This window comes from Chitinophaga japonensis, assembly GCF_007830125.1.
Classification (GTDB): domain Bacteria; phylum Bacteroidota; class Bacteroidia; order Chitinophagales; family Chitinophagaceae; genus Chitinophaga; species Chitinophaga japonensis.
In genome coordinates, this window is the sequence record NZ_VLLG01000006.1 from 1 (window position 1) to 18,105 (window position 18,105).

The 18,105-nt window shown below is 52.8% G+C and carries 16 protein-coding genes; 5 read left to right on the plus strand and 11 right to left on the minus strand.

What is annotated here, in order from left to right; translation table 11 throughout:
- Window positions 1-15: 15 nt before the first annotated feature.
- Window positions 16-921 carry an IS982 family transposase gene (locus tag LX66_RS24470; RefSeq protein ID WP_145715802.1) on the minus strand — a complete coding sequence of 302 codons (906 nt, stop codon included), beginning with the start codon at window positions 919-921 and terminating at the stop codon, window positions 16-18.
- 161 nt (window positions 922-1,082) lie between these two features.
- Between LX66_RS24470 and LX66_RS24475 the strand changes: the two genes are divergently transcribed.
- The 3 genes from LX66_RS24475 to LX66_RS24485 all read left to right on the plus strand — a co-directional run bounded on the left by LX66_RS24475 (window position 1,083) and on the right by LX66_RS24485 (window position 9,934).
- Window positions 1,083-2,255: a glycosyltransferase family 2 protein gene (locus tag LX66_RS24475; protein WP_145718402.1), complete on the plus strand. Its 1,173-nt coding sequence runs from the start codon at window positions 1,083-1,085 to the stop codon at window positions 2,253-2,255.
- 5 nt (window positions 2,256-2,260) lie between these two features.
- Window positions 2,261-3,340 carry an acyltransferase family protein gene (locus tag LX66_RS24480; RefSeq protein WP_145718404.1) on the plus strand — a complete coding sequence of 360 codons (1,080 nt, stop codon included), beginning with the start codon at window positions 2,261-2,263 and terminating at the stop codon, window positions 3,338-3,340.
- 240 nt (window positions 3,341-3,580) lie between these two features.
- Window positions 3,581-9,934, plus strand: coding sequence for a fibronectin type III domain-containing protein (locus LX66_RS24485; protein WP_145718406.1), 6,354 nt, complete (start codon window positions 3,581-3,583; stop codon window positions 9,932-9,934).
- Window positions 9,935-10,005: 71 nt separating this feature from the next.
- Here LX66_RS24485 and LX66_RS24490 read toward each other — a convergent pair whose 3' ends face one another.
- The 5 genes from LX66_RS24490 to pdhA all read right to left on the minus strand — a co-directional run bounded on the left by LX66_RS24490 (window position 10,006) and on the right by pdhA (window position 13,639).
- On the minus strand, window positions 10,006-10,413 hold the full coding sequence (locus tag LX66_RS24490; protein ID WP_244620502.1) for an EVE domain-containing protein: 408 nt from the start codon (window positions 10,411-10,413) through the stop codon (window positions 10,006-10,008).
- Between the two features lie 152 nt (window positions 10,414-10,565).
- The gene (locus LX66_RS24495) at window positions 10,566-11,285 is read right to left on the minus strand and encodes a (Fe-S)-binding protein (RefSeq protein WP_145718409.1); all 720 of its coding nucleotides are present in this window, start codon (window positions 11,283-11,285) and stop codon (window positions 10,566-10,568) included.
- A 77-nt stretch (window positions 11,286-11,362) separates the two neighbouring features.
- Window positions 11,363-11,788, minus strand: a complete 426-nt coding sequence (gene ribH, locus LX66_RS24500; protein ID WP_244620503.1) for a 6,7-dimethyl-8-ribityllumazine synthase — start codon at window positions 11,786-11,788, stop codon at window positions 11,363-11,365.
- 83 nt (window positions 11,789-11,871) lie between these two features.
- On the minus strand, window positions 11,872-12,570 hold the full coding sequence (locus LX66_RS24505; RefSeq protein ID WP_145718413.1) for a tetratricopeptide repeat protein: 699 nt from the start codon (window positions 12,568-12,570) through the stop codon (window positions 11,872-11,874).
- A 58-nt stretch (window positions 12,571-12,628) separates the two neighbouring features.
- Window positions 12,629-13,639 carry a pyruvate dehydrogenase (acetyl-transferring) E1 component subunit alpha gene (gene pdhA / locus LX66_RS24510; RefSeq protein ID WP_145718414.1) on the minus strand — a complete coding sequence of 337 codons (1,011 nt, stop codon included), beginning with the start codon at window positions 13,637-13,639 and terminating at the stop codon, window positions 12,629-12,631.
- 73 nt (window positions 13,640-13,712) lie between these two features.
- Between pdhA and recF the strand changes: the two genes are divergently transcribed.
- A complete protein-coding gene (gene recF / locus LX66_RS24515; protein WP_244620504.1) occupies window positions 13,713-14,822 on the plus strand; it encodes a DNA replication/repair protein RecF in 1,110 nt (369 codons plus the stop codon).
- 38 nt (window positions 14,823-14,860) lie between these two features.
- On the opposite strand, the gene LX66_RS24520 is transcribed toward recF, so the two are convergent.
- Window positions 14,861-15,427 carry a Crp/Fnr family transcriptional regulator gene (locus tag LX66_RS24520; protein ID WP_145718416.1) on the minus strand — a complete coding sequence of 189 codons (567 nt, stop codon included), beginning with the start codon at window positions 15,425-15,427 and terminating at the stop codon, window positions 14,861-14,863.
- A gap of 172 nt (window positions 15,428-15,599) precedes the next feature.
- Here LX66_RS24520 and LX66_RS24525 point away from each other — a divergent pair, with 172 nt between their 5' ends.
- Window positions 15,600-15,887, plus strand: a complete 288-nt coding sequence (locus LX66_RS24525; RefSeq protein ID WP_145718418.1) for a DUF721 domain-containing protein — start codon at window positions 15,600-15,602, stop codon at window positions 15,885-15,887.
- Window positions 15,888-15,896: 9 nt separating this feature from the next.
- On the opposite strand, the gene LX66_RS24530 is transcribed toward LX66_RS24525, so the two are convergent.
- The 4 genes from LX66_RS24530 to LX66_RS24545 are packed head-to-tail and all read right to left on the minus strand — an operon-like array spanning window position 15,897 to window position 17,966.
- Window positions 15,897-16,415, minus strand: coding sequence for a DUF4252 domain-containing protein (locus LX66_RS24530; protein ID WP_145718420.1), 519 nt, complete (start codon window positions 16,413-16,415; stop codon window positions 15,897-15,899).
- Window positions 16,412-16,924, minus strand: coding sequence for a DUF4252 domain-containing protein (locus tag LX66_RS24535; protein ID WP_145718422.1), 513 nt, complete (start codon window positions 16,922-16,924; stop codon window positions 16,412-16,414). Before LX66_RS24535 ends, LX66_RS24530 begins: the two co-directional genes overlap by 4 nt.
- 54 nt (window positions 16,925-16,978) lie before the next feature.
- The gene (locus tag LX66_RS24540; RefSeq protein WP_145718424.1) at window positions 16,979-17,461 is read right to left on the minus strand and encodes a hypothetical protein; all 483 of its coding nucleotides are present in this window, start codon (window positions 17,459-17,461) and stop codon (window positions 16,979-16,981) included.
- A complete protein-coding gene (locus LX66_RS24545) occupies window positions 17,448-17,966 on the minus strand; it encodes an RNA polymerase sigma factor (protein WP_145718426.1) in 519 nt (172 codons plus the stop codon). The genes LX66_RS24540 and LX66_RS24545 overlap by 14 nt, the downstream gene beginning before the upstream one ends.
- Window positions 17,967-18,105: the final 139 nt, after the last annotated feature.

The window sequence follows — 18,105 nt, forward strand, 5'->3', positions numbered from 1 at the left end:
TAACGTGTTGTGCTATTAAAAACATAAAGTGTGTTTGATCTTTGAAATTTTGAGACCATTTTTAAAATTGATAAACTGGAGTAAGGAGGTTGCCGATAGCTTGGAAGTCAACCTGGCAGCTAATCCTGTAAATGATTTAGCGTAGTTTCTTCGCAAATGGAATTGATCACATAACTGTGCAAATACCGTTTCTACCATCTGTCGTTTCGACCGGTTCTTCTTGGGATACTTTCTGTAGTTATGCTGATTGACTCGAAAAGGAACGTTTAACTTAACCTGGTAATGATCAAACAAATCCATTTGAACCGTTTTAGAGATATAGGCACGATCACCTAACATTACTTTCTGTTCAGGTAAAGCATCCAGATCCTTCAGGAAGTTGATATCATGGATATTGGCTTTGGTGATACCGGCCTGCTGAATAACACCGTTATCATAGATGATCAGATGTAATTTGTAGCCAATATACCAACTTCTGTTTATGGCACTGTAAGCTTTAGCCGGTGCGGTTTCAAAATCCTGTTTAAAGGATCGGAAGGACTTTTCCCTTACCATCTTTATTACAGGAACCGGGATACTGTCCACGATCATTGTCTGACTCAGATGTTCCAAATGCTGTCCTACATGGCCTTGTACACGTTCGATAACCGCTGTCAGACGTCTGCGACGACGGTTAAAACGGCTTCGATCAATCAGGTGGGGAAACTGGTCAGCATAATCGGTCTTCAACTTACTCCAGAGTAAATTTTCGGAATCAATGCCCAGGGCTTCCATACAACAAGAAAGTGCAACGATCTGTAAATCGTTCATCTTGGGTGCAACTGGATAGAATTGAAAATTGTTCCGACTATTTACTTCTTTTTCAAAGAGCTCTTTGCAAATGCTGTAGAATTTCCTGAAATTCGTGCGGATGTTGTGCATCTATCGTTCTGGTTTGTGTGGTTACTTACCAGGACGATTGCACAACATTTTTTATTTCATTGAGCTACATATATTTATTGTTAAAATACAACTTGCCTTTTTAATAGCACAACACGTTAGTTAATAATTAATTATTAATTCTTAATTATCACTGTTCCAATATGACCATCATCTACATACTGTTCCTGGCCAGCTTTTTTATTCTCTTCTACAATTATGTAGGATACGGGATGCTCTTGCTGCTGCTGGTAAAGATCAAGCGGCGGCTGGCAGGCAATACGCCTCCCCCGGCACCCTGCGAGCCAGAAGTGACCCTGGTGGTGGCCGCCTATAATGAAGAAGCGGTGATAGCGGACAAGATAGCCAATACCCTGGCGCTGGACTACCCGCCGGAAAAACTGCGCCTGCTGTTCATTACCGACGGCTCCACGGACGATACACCCAACATCATCCGCCGCTACCCCGCCATCCAACTGCTGCATTCGGAACAACGCAGCGGCAAAACGGCAGCGCTCAACAGGGCCATGGCCCATGTGCAGACCCCCTACGTGATCTTCTGCGACGCCAATACCCTGCTGAATGCAGCGGCCGTGCGCAATATTGTGCAGCACTACGCGGATGCTACCGTAGGCGGCGTGGCGGGCGAAAAGAAAGTGATCAGCAACGGGGATGAGGGCGCGGCGGCCACGGAAGGCATTTACTGGAAGTATGAGTCCTTCCTGAAAAAGCTGGATGCCGAACTATACTCCGTGGTGGGCGCCGCCGGCGAGCTTTTTTCCATCCGCACCGCCCTCTTCCAGCCCGTGGAGGAAGACGTGATACTGGACGACTTTGTGATCTCCCTGCGCATCAACCTGAAAGGATACCGGATAGCCTATGCCCCGGATGCCTATGCCATGGAGGCGCCCTCCGCGTCCATTACAGAGGAGCATAAGCGCAAGATCCGCATCAGCGCCGGCGGCTTCCAGTCTATCGTACTGCTGCGGGGGTTGCTGAACTTTTTCCGGTTCCCGGTGGTGTCTTTCCAGTACATATCCCACCGGGTGCTGCGCTGGACCCTCAGTCCCCTGAGCCTGCTGCTGCTGCTGGTCACCAATATTGTGCTGGTGGTATACGTGGGCGGCTGGCTGTTCTATACCTGCCTGGCCCTGCAACTGCTGGGCTACCTTGCGGCCTGTATCGGCTACCGCCTGGCGGAGCGGAACATTCGGATCAGCCTGTTCTATATCCCTTTTTATTTTTTGTTCATGAACATAGCGGTGTACCAGGGATTTTACCGGTACCTGACCGGGAGTCAGTCCGCCGCCTGGGAAAAAGCCAAACGTAAAATATAACAGGTATGGAAAAACAAGTACCCCTTACGACAGCAACAGTATCCGCAGCCGCACCACCGGTGGCAGGCACGGCCAAAACGCAGAAAAAATTCATCGGCTACATCCATAATTTCCGTGGTGTAGCCATTATCTATGTGGTGGGCGCGCATATCCTGCTGAACTGGCCGGCGGGTTCCGTAGCCCACCGGGTGCTGGACCTTATTTTCCAGAACTCCACCATCCTGTTCCTGTTCATAGCCGGGTACCTGTTCCAGCACCTCTCTGCCAAATTTGAATACGGGGATTACCTGAAAAAGAAATTCCAGAACGTGATCTGCCCTTACCTCCTGCTCTCGCTGCCGGTGATCGTTTACCGCGTAGTGACCCAGGACATCAATGGTTTCACCCTGGAAGACCACCCGGATTTCGGGAGCTGGCCGGCCTGGGAGCAAGCTGGCTATTACCTGCTGCATGGGGCCCACCTGCAGCAGTTATGGTTCATTCCCATGATTGCGCTGTATTACCTGATCGCGCCGGTATTATTATATATCGACCGCAAACCGGTATTATATTATGTGCTGATACCGCTGATCGTTCTCTCCCTGGTGGTACAGCGCAGCACCCTGAGCGACACCCTTACCATGGCCGTGCATTTCCTCTCGGTATATGTATTCGGCATGTTCATGAGCCGCTACAAGGAGCAGTACCTGGCATTTGCCCGGAAATACGCCGCGCTGGTTACGCTCCTGCCCCTGGCCGTACTGGCGCTGAACTATTTCGCGGACCAGCGCTTTTATGATCCCCTGGATTATACGCACAAAATGCTCTTTTGCTGCTTCTATATCTACTGGTTGTGGAGACTGGAAAAATATATGCCCCGGTTCATCGACGTGCTGGCCGTGCTAAGCTTCGGCATCTACTTTGTGCATTATTTCTTCGTGCTGTTCCTGAGAGGCGCATACCAAAAGGTGTTCCATGAGCAGATACCGGGCAATATGCTGTACTGGACCGTATGCCTGGTGATCGTGATGCTCCTTTCCGTATGGACCCTGCAACTGGCGCGCCGGGTACTGGGTGGCAAAAGTAAATACCTGGTAGGCTGCTGATTTACGTTTATAGGGCAATTTCGACGGTTTACCAGCTATTTTACGTGATTTACCAAGTTTTTGGAAAAAGGAATGGGGTAAATAAATAAATTGCAGCATATTTGTGTAGGGACAATTCATATCTTTTCTGACCATCTCCTTCGATAAAGCCACGTTTTTACATTTTCAACATTTTAACCATCATATCCCATGAAAGAGCCTGGTAAACTTTTTTGATTACCGGATACTCAATCATCATATATGATCAAACTCTACCTCCGTTTACTGCTGCTGCTGCTGGTTTGCACGCAGCCTGCATGGTCACAAGGCGTACTGGATCCCAACGATCCGGTGGTGACCTACAATCCTTCCAACCCTCCTTCCCAGCCGGCATGGGGCTCCATCGGCAAGTGGGTAAGGACGGTACGGGTTTCCTGGAACAGCGATCTTTATAAATGCTACGTTTATAAGGGCATGCAGTTCAGGCTGAAATACCCCAAGAACTTCAACCCCGCGGATACCAGCAAAAAGTATCCGATCATTGTCTTTTTCCACGGCATCGGTGAGGACGGCAGCATTTACGACAATGAGTACCAACTGTACCACGGAGGGCAGAAACACATGAATGCGGTGGAATCCGGCGCTTTTGACGGTTTCCTGCTGTACCCCCAGGTCCAGTACCTCTATTTCGGTAATACCCAATATGATTACATTAATGAGCTGATCAACAACTTTTTCGTGCCGCAGCTCAATGTGGACCCTTTCCGCGTAATGGTGGAAGGGCTTTCCGGCGGCGGTGCGGCTACCTGGGATTTCCTGATCCGCTATCCCAAACTTACGGCGGCTGCCACCCCCATCAGCGCCGCCCTTTATACCTATGATGATTATATACAGACCTGGAAGTACATGCCCCTGTGGCATTTCCAGGGCGGCGTGGACAAGAACCCTGCCCCTGCCGTGGCACAGAGCATAGAAGCCTCTGCCCAGGCCGCAGGCGCTAACTACAAGCTCAAGGTATATCCCACCAGCGGGCACGGTATCTGGAACACCGTATGGAATGAAGCGGATTACTTCCCCTTCATGTCGCGGGCGCACAAGGCCAATCCCTGGCCCCTGTTCGGCAGGACAGAGTTCTGCCCCGGTGAGCCGGTTAATGCCACCCTGGGGCTGACCGCAGGGTTTGACGCTTATGAATGGCGGAAGAACGGGACGGTAATATCCGGCGCCAACAGCAATACCCTGGCGGTAACCAGCTTTGGTACCTACGATGCCCGCATCCGTAGCGGTAGCCGCTGGTCGCCCTGGTCCCCCATCCCGGTGGTGATCAAAGAGAAAGCGCCTACCGTTACGCCCAACATACAAATGGAAGGCCTACAAAGCAATGTGCTGCCTACGCCCGAAGGAAAAGACAGCGTGGTGCTGTCATTGCCGGAAGGTTACGCCGCCTACAGGTGGCTGCGGTCCGGCAGCTCCGACACCCTGGGCACTGAGCGCACCTTTACTGCGCGGACAGCCGGCAACTACGTGGCCCTGGTAAGGGAACTGTATGGCTGCTCCAGCAGCTTGTCCCAGGCCTTCGCCGTAGTGAACGCCGCAGGCACACCCGCACCTGACGCGGCCAGCAGCCTGCTGGGCACCGGCATATCCAAAACACAGATAAGACTGAACTGGAGCGATAAACCATCGCCATTACATAACGAGACCGCATTTGAAATATACCGCGCCCCTGCAGCCGGTGGTCCCTACACCCTGACGGGCAAGGTGAATGCAGATGTGCTGACCTTTACCGACAATGGGCTGGCAGCCAGCACTACCTATTATTACATTGTACGGGCCGTGAACAATAACGGTGCCGCCGCGGTAAGCAATGAAGCCAGCGCCACAACCCTGGCAGACACCAATCCGCCTACAGCACCCGGCAGCCTTACCGCAAGCGGCTCCACCCGCAACTCCGTGTTCCTGACCTGGACTGCCGCTACGGATGATGTAGGCATCGATAAGTACGATATCTACATCAATGGCAAAAAGACTTATACCGTACCCGCCACCACTACCTCCTTTGCAGCTTACGGCCTTACCTACCAGCAGGTGTACACCTTTGCGGTAAAAGCCAGGGATGTGAGCGGCAATGAGTCCCCTGCCAGCAACCAGGTATCTGCCGCCGCTGTCAGCAACGGCCTGGCCTATAAATATTACCACGGCTCATGGACCACCCTGCCCAACTTCAATACCCTGACACCGGTGAAGACAGGCATCATATCTACCGTAAGCAATAGTCCCCGTACACAAACCGACAACTTCGGCTTTGTATGGGAAGGTTATATCAACATACCGGTAAGCGGCAATTATACCTTCGAAACCTATTCTGATGACGGCAGCAAGGTATATATCGGCACGCCCAAATACGACCCGGCTGCCACTCCGCTGGTGAACAACGATGGCGTACATGGCGTACGCTACCGGGAAGGCACCATCAACCTGACACAAGGTATGCACCCCATCGTAGTGACCTATTTTGACGGGACAGGCAGCGACAGGATCACCCTGTACTGGAAGAATACGGCCCATGGCGTTAACAGCCGCCAGGCCATACCCGCTTCCGCATTCCAGGAATCCATTAGCCTGGGTGCCGTACCTACTGCTCCCAACAATGTAACCGTGACCGCAGTATCCCACAACAAGCTGCGGATCAACTGGAACGACCGGAGCAACAACGAGACCGGCTTTGAAGTGTACCGGAGCACCAGCTCCAACGGCACTTACTCCATCATCACCACGACGGGGGCTAACGTTACCTCCTATACGGACAGCTCGCTCAATGCCAATACCAACTACTACTACCGGCTGAAAGCGATCAACACGTATGGCAGCTCCGCATTTAGCTCCACTGCCACAGGTAAAACGCAGCCCCTGCCCACAATTCCCGCGGCGCCCACCAATCTTGTCGGCACGGCAGTATCCGGCAGCGGGATCAACCTGGTATGGAATGACAATTCCACCAACGAGACCGCATTTGAAGTGTACCGCTCCGCCAATAATACCAGCAATTACGTGCTGATAGCCACCCTGGCGGCCAATGCCGCCGCACAGGCCAGCTACGCAGACTCCGGCCTGTTTGCCAACGCCGTATACTACTACCGCGTAAGGGCGAAGAACGACGGCGGCAACAGCGCCTACACCAATGCGGTGAATGTGACCACGCTGAACGCACTGCCCGCCATCACCGGCCTGTCTGACAAGACCATGCGCTACGGCACACAATTAAGCTACGATATCAACGCTACCGACCCGGATGAAGAAGAAGTGACCCTGACAACATCCAACGTACCGGCGTTCGGTACCGTTGCCAGCAACGGTAACGGCGGTATCCTGCTCACTTTCTCACCCGGCGCAGGCGACCAGGGCGTATACAGCAACATACAGGTTACGGCCACTGACCAGCATGGCGGTGTGACCAATGAAACGTTTACCCTCACGGTGAATAATAACTATGTACCGGCGCTGAACCCGATCGCCAATGTAACGCTGGCAGAAAAAGCTGCTACTATTATCAACCTTTCCTCCAGCGACGCCAACGGTAGTGATCCTACCAACTGGACCGCTACCGGCCTGCCCGCTTTCGCCAACCTGGCGCCGGAAGGCAATACCGCGCAGTTGCAACTGACGCCGGGCTATGCCGATGCCGGCACTTACCCGGTTACCATTAAAGTAGACGACGGCAAGGGCGGGTTTGACACCCAATCCTTTACCATCACGGTAACGGACGTGAACCCGAATTATGCGTTGTATATCAACTTTACGGACGGCGCTCTCCAGGCAGGCGCGCCCTGGAACAATACCAATAAACGTCCTGTGCAGAACGATGTGTTCCCGGATCTGAAGGATAACGCCGGCAACAGCACCGGCATCGCCCTGAATGTGCTTTCGGCCTGGCAGAACATCAACGGCGGCGTAAACACCAATAACGCTGGCGCCTACACCGGCAATAACTCCGGCGTATATCCCGACAACGTGATGGGAAGCAACTGGTGGACCACTACCGTTCCGCAAAACATCCGGTTCACAGGACTGAACAGCCAGTACAAATACAGCTTTACGTTCTTTGGCAGCCGGGCCGGCCTCAACTCCGCGGACAACCGCATTGCCGGCTATACCATCAACGGCAGCACCGTAACGCTGAACGCCACCAACAACTCCACGCAAACGATCACCATCAGCAATGTACGGCCCGATGCGCAGGGTGGCATTAACATTGACATGGAAGCTACCTCCGGCACATTCTATGCCTACCTCAGCGCCATGGTGATCACCGCTACGCTGGATGACAGCAGCGCGCCAGCCAAACCCGGCCACTTTGCCGCCCGCAACCTTGGCAGCGGCGTAAGGCTGAGCTGGACCGACCAGGCGTACAACGAAACCGCCTACGAGATATACCGTGCTTCCGCACCGGCAGGACCATTCACGTTGCTGCATACAGGTGCAGAGAACGATACGGCCTATACCGACGCTACCGCCGCCAGCTCACAAACCTGGTACTATACCATGCGGGCCCTTAACGGCTATGGCGCGTCTCCGTACACCGACACCATTTCAATCAGCATTCCCAATAAGGCCCCGGCACTGGCCGCCATCGCCGACGTGGTGATCAAGACCGACGCCACCCAGCAGGTTGCACTGACCGCCACCGATGCACCGGGCGATGTGATCACGCTGTCCGCTACCGGGCTGCCGGGCTTCATCACCCTGCAGGATAATGGCAATGGCAACGGCACGCTCAACCTGGCGCCCACCAGCGGCGACATTGGCAAGTACACCGTTGAGGTGAAAGCCACCGACGATAAGGGCAATGCCGGCACCCAGACCTTTGCCGTGCAGGTAACGGATAAGAATATCACTTCCATTTACGTGAACTGCAACCAGGTAGAACCTGCCGGTGCGCCCTGGAACAACTTTAACGCACTGCCCAACGTGAATGCGGGCATCACGAACCTGAAGGATGAAACAGGCGCTGCTACAAGCATCAGCGTTACCGTACTGGATATCTTCAGCGGGGCTAACAACGTAGGCGCCGTAACCGGCGACGAAAGCGGCGTATATCCCGATGCCGTGATGCATACTTTCTTCTATGACCAGAGCAACTCCGACAGGCGTATCCGCATCAGCGGCCTGTCTGCTGCCCGCAAGTACAACCTGGTATTCTTCGGCAGCCGCGAAGCGGTAGCCGACAACCGGAACACTACTTACGGCGCCGGCGGACAAACCGTGACGCTCAATGCCGCCAGCAATACCAGCAATACCGTGCAGCTCAACGGTCTCACCCCGGACGCCAGCGGCAATATCATATTCACGGTAAGACAGGCTTCCGGCTCCTTTGCGGCCTACCTGAACGCGCTGGTGATACAATCTTACGTAGACGACGGTACGCCGTTAGCACCGTCCAACCTCACAGCCGTTTCTGATTCCAGGAGCAGCATCAGGCTGAACTGGGCAGATAAATCCAACAATGAGACCGGCTACCAGGTATGGCGCTCTGCTGCCCGCGAAGGCACCTATAGCCTCATCGCAACTGTAGGCGCCAATGTAACCACCTATACCAATACCGGCCTTACCGAAAATACCGTATACTATTACAAGGTAAGAGCCGTGGCAGGCGTGCTCAACTCCGGCTACAGCAACATTGTTGCGGGCGGCACCATGGCCTACGGCATGTATGTGAACTTCACCACCACCAACCTGGCAGATGCGCCCTGGACCAATACCGGCACGCTGCCATACGAGGGACAGAGCTGGAACAACCTGCGCGACGACGCAGGCAGCACCACCAGCGTATCCCTGAGCATTACCAGCAACTTTACCGGCACCAACCCGGCAGGTATGCAAACCGGTAACAACACCGGCGTATATCCTGACAAGGTGCTGGCAGAATCCTACTATACAGAAACAGACACCGCCAGGATGCTGCTTAGCGGGCTGGATCAGGCCAAACGCTACTCCTTCACCTTCCTGGGCAGCAGGGCCAGCGGCGGTACCAGGATCACGGCCTACGCCATTGGCAGCAAGGTTGTCACCCTGGATGCCAACGACAATACCCAGAACACCGTGACCATCAATGACGTGACACCGGACGGCAACGGTGAGATCGTAGTAACGGTATACACCGTGCTGAACTACGGTTACCTGAACGCGATGGTAGTGAAAGCCTACCCGCCGGAAGACAGCTCCAACCTGCAAAGCCTGCCATACAGCGGCGGCACCATGGCCCGCAGCAGCGGTGGTAACGTGAGCCTGCTGGGCGCTATCAGCGGAGCAGTAGTACAACCGGCCAGCAAGGAGGAAAGCACGGATGGTATTACCGTAGAAAATGTGTACCCGAACCCGTTCAGCAACTTCATCAACCTCTACATACGGCAGCAACAGCCGGATACAAGAGTGCTGGTAAGACTGCTGGATATCAATGGAAGACTGGTAATGGTGAAAGACCTGGGAATCCGCGGCAGCGGCCAGTACCTGGAAAGACTGGAACTGGGCAACAAACAACTGAACACCGGCCTGTACCTGCTGCAGATCCTGTCTGACGGCAAACCGGTGAAAACGATCAAGCTCATGAAACATTAGGCCAACTCTAGACAATAGAAAAAGGTCCGTTCCTGTTGGAGCGGACCTTTCTTATTGGAAGCGGTCTTGAATTACTTCGTTTTTCCCATTTCCAGTATCACTTTGTACTCCTCGGGGGTAACGGCGCTTACGGACAGGCGGCTCAGCCTTACTAACTGCAGGTTGGCCAGGCGTTTTTCTGCCTTTACCTGCGCCAGGGTAACGGGCTGTTTAAAAGGCTTTACCGGCTTCAGGTCTACCACTACCCAGTTAGGGTCTGTGGTGGTAGGGTCCTGGTAATGCTCCTTCACCACCTCGGCAATGCCTACAATTTCCAGGCCCTCGTTACTGTGGTAGAACAGTACCTTGTCGCCCTTTTTCATGGCCTTCAGGTTATTGCGGGCGGCATAATTACGCACCCCGTCCCAGAAGGTTTGCCCGTCCTTTACAAATTGGTCCCAGGAATACTTGACAGGTTCTGATTTTACGAGCCAGTACATAATTAATAATTAAAAATTAATAATTAATAATATTGATATACAAGTGTACCGTTAAAATACACGTGTTAATGATTAATAAAGTTTATACCTGGTAAGTTCATTGCAGCACTGCCTCCCCGATTATTAACTATTAATTATTAATTCTTAATTAGCTATAAGCCGCTGGCCAGCACGTCTGCAATATGCATGGTCTTTATGGAATGCCCGTGCTTGCGGATGTACCCGTCCAGGTGCATCAGGCAGGAAAGGTCCGTGGAGATCAGGTAATCCGCCCCGCTGTCTATTGCGTTCAGTACTTTCTGCTCGCCCATGCCGATGGAAATGGGCTCGAACTTCACGGCAAAGGTGCCGCCAAAGCCGCAGCATACCTCGCAATCGTTCATTTCGCGCAGCTCCAGTCCTCTTACTTTGGACAGCAGTTCCCGGGGCCCCTGCCTGATGCCGCACTCGCGGAGTGCGCCGCAGGCATCGTGGTAGGTGCCCACACCGTTGAGCGTAGCGCCGGTATCCGTTACATGCAGCACATCGGTAAGAAACTCTGTGAATTCATACATATGCTTGCGCAGCAGCTTCACTTCATTATGCACCGCCGAATTATCGAACAGCTTGCCGTAATAGTTGCGTATAAACCCGATACAGGAACCGCTGGGCGCCACCACGTACTCATAAGCGCGAAAATCCTTTACGAACTTGGTGGCCACGGAACGGCACTCATCCCAGTAGCCGGCGTTAAAGGCCGGCTGTCCGCAGCAGGTTTGCTGGGGGTTGTAGCTCACATTGCATCCCAGCTTTTCCAGCACCTTTACCATATTAAAGCCGGTTTCGGGGAATAGCTGGTCTACAAAACATGGTATGAAAAGCTGTACGTTCATTCTTTTTAGCTTTTAGCCGTCAGCGGTTAGCTTCGTAGCTATTACGCATTTACGCTAAAGGCTACGAAGCTAACTGCTTATTTTAAATTTCTCAGCAATGCGATCATCTTCAGCGCCGTAATAGCGGCTTCCTCGCCTTTATGCCCGTGCGCGCCGCCCAGGCGTTCCTCCGCCTGCTCCATGTTGTCCACGGTCAGCACTCCAAATATAACAGGCACGGGCAGCTCCAGGTTCAGTTGGGTAATGCCGCTGGTAACGCCCTGGCATACGTAATCGAAATGCGGGGTGGCGCCGCGCACCACGCATCCGAATGCAATAATAGCGCCAGGTTGCGAGCCGGTGCCTTTGGTGGCCTCCCAGTACTGCCGGCAGGCAAAGGGCAGCTCAAAAGCGCCGGGTACCTGCACCTTGTTGATCCTGGATATGTTATACCGCGCCAATGCACGCTCGCAGCCGGCCACCAGCTCGCTGGTCACCGTATCGTTCCATTCGGTATATATCATAACAACACTGGCATCCTCTAAATGGAGAATGCCAGCATCGTTTAATAACGTTTGGTTATGTATTGACATAATTAAATTCCGGATTAGTCCCTGACTTCACCCAGCCTGGCCAGGTACTTGTCCATTTCACGGCCTTCGTTGGTCTGGGGGTATTTTTCCCTGATCTCTTTGTAGATAGTGATGGCTTCCTGCGGTTTGCCGGCCTTTTCCAGGGCCAGCCCGGCGCGGAACAGGTACAGCGGGGCGGTCAGCTCATTATCGCTGTAATGGCCGGCTTTTTTGTAAAACCCGATGCCTTCATCCATTTTGTTCAGCTCCATGTAAGCATCGCCGGTAAGGCCGTATGCATAGGCCTGCACCAGCTTGTCGTCGGCGCTGAAGGATTTCAGCATGTCTATACCTTTCTGGTATTCGCCCAGCTTCACATAGCATACGCCGGCGCTGTATTTGGCCAGGTTGCCTACCTTGGTGCCGCCATAACGGTCTATCACCTGCAGGTAACCATAGTTATTGCCGTCGCCGTTCAGGGCCAGCCTGAAAGAGTCCGCCGCAAAAGCCTCCTGTGCGTGGAAGATCATTTCCTGGGCTTTCTTTTCATTGGGCGCTTTGATAAAACGGTTATAGGCGAAAAAGCCGCCTACGATTACCACCACTGCCAGCAGGGCAATGTTGATGACGTTCTTATTCTTATGATAGAAGTCCTCTGCCTTGTGCACGGACCCCTGCAGATCAAATTCCTGCGATGATTGTGGTGTAGCGGCTTTATGTTTTATTTCTGCCATTTTCAGTTTGTTATCAGTTTTTTTTAGCTGTTGGCTGCGTGGCTAATAGCTAATTATCTCAGTCTACAATGAAGGGATAATCTTCCTGTACGTAAACGTCTTTCAGTAATTCGTTGTCATCGGGCCAGGGAGATTCTTCTGCGAACTTCACGCAGTCTTCCACTTCCTGCTTTACTTTCTCATTGATCGCCTCAATTTCTGCTTCCGTCGCCCATTTGTTCTTCTGGATGGTCTTCAGCACCTGGTTGATGGGATCTTTTTCCTTGTATTGCTCTACTTCTTCTTTTGTACGGTATTTGGCCGGGTCGCTCATGGAGTGGCCGCGGTAGCGGTAGGTCTTGATCTCTATCAGGGTGGGACCATTGCCTTCGCGGGCGCGTTTGATGGCTCTTTCCAGGCCGTCGTGCACCACTTCGCAGCTCATGCCGTCGATGGAGTCGCTGGGCATATCGTAAGCGTCTGCCAGCTTATAGATATCCAGTACGTTGGAGGTACGCTCTACGGAAGTACCCATGGCGTACATATTGTTCTCGCAGATGAAGATCACCGGCAGCTTCCACAACATGGCCATGTTGAAGGTCTCATGCAGGATACCCTGGCGGGCGGCGCCGTCGCCAAAGAAGCAAAGCACCACATTGTCCTTACCCTGGTACTGCTCGGCAAAGGCCAGGCCTGCGCCGGTGCCTATCTGGGCGCCTACGATGCCATGGCCGCCAAAGAAACCTTTTTCCTTGGAGAAGAAGTGCATGCTGCCTCCCTTGCCCTTGGAGCAACCGGTAGCCTTGCCATACAGCTCGGCCATACATTCGTTGGCAGTCAACCCTTTGGCAATGGCCAGCGCGTGATCGCGGTAGGCGGTAATAAATTTATCTTCGGGCTTCGTAGCAGTCATAGCACCTGCTGCAATTGCTTCCTGCCCGATATACAGGTGGCAAAAACCACGTATCTTCTGCATACCATAAAGCTGGCCGGCTTTTTCTTCAAAGCGGCGCAGCAAGAGCATCAATTCATACCAATATAAGTACGTTTCCTTGGTGAATTTCGTCTTCGCGTCTGTTTTAGTAGCCACTGTTTCTAAATTTGTCCGCAAATATAAAAGGAAAATCCTAAAAACTAAATAACTGTGGCAATTACCTGTAAATTTGCGGGTTATAAATAACAGTAGCCTGCTAACCGTCAAAAACATATCGCTTACCCAGTTCAAAAATTACACGCTCCGGCGCTTTAGCTTCCGGCAGCGCTTTGTGGGCATTACCGGGCGCAATGGCAGCGGCAAGACCAACCTGCTGGATGCCATCTACTATATCTGCTTTACCAAGAGCTATTTCAGCAGCAATGAAAGCCAGAATACCCAGTACCACACCCCTGGTTTCCGGCTGGAGGGCGTGCTGGAGCGCGGCGGGCAGGACCATAAGGTAGTTTGCACCCTGAAAGAAGGGAAAAAGGAGATCTCCCTGGACGGGGAGGCTTATGAGCGCTTTTCCCAGCACATCGGCCGCTTCCCGGCCGTCATGATAGCCCCGGACGATGCCGGCATTATCCTGGGCGGCAGCGAGGAGCGCCGCAAATGGCTGGACGGCTTGCTTTCCCAGCTATACCCCGGCTACCTGGAGCACCTGATCACCTATAATAAGATATTGCAGCAACGGAACAGCCTGCTAAAGACCATTGCCGCCCAGGGCCGCTCCCAGGATGCGCTGCTGGACGTGCTGGACGCCCAACTGGCGCAGCACGGGAAGCCGGTATTTGAGCAGCGCCGGGCATTCCTGCCCGCCTTTATACAAAAGGTGCAGGAGCTGTACGATTACCTGGCCGGACGGCATGAAGTAGTGAATATCCGCTACCAGTGCAGCCTGCTGGAACAGCCCCTGGAGCGCCTCCTGGCCGCCAACCGGCACAGGGACCAGCTACTGCAGCGCACCAGCGGCGGCATTCACCGGGATGACCTGCTGTTCCTCCTGGACGAGCACCCCATGAAAACCAGCGCCTCCCAGGGACAGCGCAAGAGCTTCCTTTTTGCCCTGAAGCTGGCGCAGTACGAGGTGATCAAAAACCAGAAACAGTTCCCTCCCCTCCTGCTGCTGGACGATGTATTTGAAAAGCTGGACCAGGAACGGGTGACCCGCCTCATCCAGCTCGTTAGTCGCCCGGACTATGGACAGGTGTTCATTACCGACACCCATGGCAACCGCTTACAGGCCGCTTTTGAGCACCTGCCGGACGATTTTCAACTGGTGGAAATGGAAGCCTGAGCAATCTCACAATTATAAACGGGTGGAAACAGGGCTGATCAGGAACGCCGGAGCCTGCTAAGGGTTTCCCGCGACACGCCCAGGTAGGAAGCCAGCAGGGTTTTAGGCACCCGCTGGAACAGGGACGGGTACCGTTTCAGCAACTGCTCGTAACGCTCGTTTGCATTGGCGGTCAGGAAAGACAAGATGCGCCGCTGCGATGCAATGTGGCCGGCATTCGCCTTCTGAAGAAAGAAATGCTCCATCTTCTGCAGCCCTGCGCATAGTTGCCGGTAATTTTCCAGGGAAAGGCAGCACACCCGGGTGTTTTCCAGGCATTGCAGGGACATGGTGGCCTTCGTCCGGGTAAAATAGGCCTGGTAATCGCTTTCCCACCAGTCCTCCATGGCAAAGGAAACAATGTGCTGCCGGCCTGATTCATCGTCATATATCAGCTTCAAAAGCCCGGCCACAACAAAATAGGCATGTGGTACGCTTTCCCCCTGCCGGATGAGAAAGGCACGTTTCTTATATTGTTCAGTCGTGAAATGCTCCCATACAAACGCAAACTCGTCATCCGTGAGCGGCACTATCTTTTCTATGTGTTCCCTTAGTTGTTCCTGCATGGACCTGAAGATAACCTATATATGACCTATATACAACCTATATATAAGCTATAGATAAGCTATCCCATAAAGATATAGGTTATCTATAGCTTATGCCCCTGTTACTAACGGGTTTTCTGTAAATAACAGGGATATCAAAGACCGATATGCATAAATGCTTTACCTTTGCTGCATGCGTCACGGGATCAGCTCAATCGGGGATGCCCTCCGGGAATATATGAACAAAAGCCGCCTTAAGCCGCGGATGATGGAAGTTCGTATACAGGAAAACTGGGAGCAACTGATGGGAAAAACCATAGCACGGTATACGGAGAGCATCCAGTTGATAGACGGGAAGCTGATCATCACCACCAATGTGGCCCCGCTTAAACAGGAGCTGAATTACGCCAAAGAAAAGATCATCAAACTGGTGAATGAAATGCTGGAAGAGCCAGCGGTACGGGAAGTGATTGTCAGGTAAAAAGTAAATTTAATTCTTCGCCAGGTCTATCAGGTCCTGTATATCCTTCATCAGCATACGGGTGCGGAGGTGCAGCATCACCAGCTCGCTTTCATCTTTTATCAGCACCACCACATTGCCCAGTTCATCCCCTTTTCCTTTGTTCATCATATATACGGTGCTGCCCTGGTCGCGCACTTCCAGCAGGGGCTCCAGACCGGCTTTGTCGGCCAGGTTCTGCCGCAGGCGGTACAGGGATTCGCGGTCAATCGCATCGCTGTTCTTCGCCTGGATCACGTAGAGCTTCATGCGCTTCACTTTCCGGAGCATTCGTTTTACAACAACGGCCGTTTCCTTATCCTCCCCTTCGTCTATCAGGCTGGCGGGCAGCAGGGCGCCCCCGATCTTTGCCAGGAAGCCCAGCCCGATGCGGTAGGTTTCCGCCTTACCCCGGTATTCCCGCTGAAATTCCTTTAAATACTTCCTTTGTGCGGACACCGGGCCGGCGGCCAGTGCCAGGAGCAGGCAACAGGTGATGAGTGTTTTCATTTTTTCAGTTTTTTGAGGTTATCCATTCCCTGAATATTCATGCCGCTGGCAATCTGTGCGATCTCGTTCAGGTCAATATCGCCTACCAGGCTCATGGCCACAAATTCATTGGTGCTGCCTACGAGCATGATCAGCTCTGCAATGTTACCCCGGGCGTTTTCCTTTACCAGGAACTTCAGGTCGCTTTGCCCGTCACGCACCGTCATCAGCTCTTCAAAATCCCTGGTCAGGAAAGCGGCGGCTTCGCGGTACAGCTTAGACCCGTCTTTGGCGTCTTCTTTGGCCAGGATGCGCAGCCCTTTCAGCTTCTTTACAACGGACATGAACTGCTGTCCTTCGCCGGTATTGATATCCAGCTTGCTGAACATGCTGAACATCTTGGGTGTAACGCTCACCAGGGTGAAGCTGCGATCGTCCTCGTATTTCTGGAAGAACCGGTCTATAACGCTTTGGGCGGATAGCTGGCGGCCGGCCATTACCAGCGCCAGTATTAATATTAACTTTTTCATCTGTTTATATTTGGTTTCATTTTCATTTATACTATTTATCAGGTAGTGCTTGCGCTAGTCATTTTTTACTTTTTCGGTGGCTTCATTGAAATAGGAAAGCTTTTCCACCTGGGAAGTGCCCTTGTTCAGGTTCCGGGCCAGCAGTTCCAGCGCCTTTTCCGTTTCCCGGTAGGCTTTCTCCGGGTCCGTGAAGGTGTCCTGCTGCCAGGCGGACAGGTCCAGTTGTTGCTGCTTTTGCCGGAACTGCTGCACGCTGTAGCCAACGCCTGCCAGCAGCAGCAGCATGGCGGCATATTTCATCCAGTGCTGCCAGGGCCTGGCCCGGCGCAAGGGCAGTATACGATCATCAGGCAATGCCGGCAGTTCTTTTTCACTTTCTGCCTGGAAGTAGCTGAACAGTGGTGCGGCTTCCCGCAGGTCTTCCGGCAATGCATCCCGGTGCGTTACAAAAAAACGGCGCAGCAGCGCTTCTTCCTCCAGCGACGTATCTGCTTCCCAGTATTTTTCCAGCAGCGCTCTTATCTTATTGTAATCCATATACATGCAAATTTTGTAATTGCTCCCGCACGGCTTTCCTGGCCCGGTGCAGGTTTATTTTAACTTCGCTGAGCGTTATTTCAAGTACGTCTGCAATTTCCTGGTAGGAAAAGCCATCCATATCCCGCAGTTGGATAGCGGTACGGTACTTTTCCGGCAGGGCGTTAATGATACGGTGCACCCGGCTCATCACGTCATGCTGCTCTGCCGCCAGGTGCGGGCTGGGTTGGTGGCCGGATTGTATGCCGTCCACTTTTTCCAGTCCTTCAGTAAGCCGGTATTTTTTAGACTTCAGCCTGTCCAGCGCCAGGTTGCGCACAATGCGCATGCACCAGGCCTCCGGGTTTTGCAGCTCCGTCATCCGCTCCTGCTGATGCCATACTTTCAGCAGGGCATCCTGGATGATGTCTTTGGCATCTTCCTCATTGTTTAACAGGCGGTAAGCAAAGCGGAACAGCTTTGGCCTGATAGGAATTACCTGTGAATGAAACAGTTCTAAGGACATAACAATGATTCAATGCCTTTTTTACAATATGCTATACCAGGAAGACGACCGTAAAAAAGCTTTGTTACAAAGCAACAAAAAAAAATCCTGTCCACCGGGAAGGCGGACAGGAACTTTCAACCATAGTTAAACGAAGAGA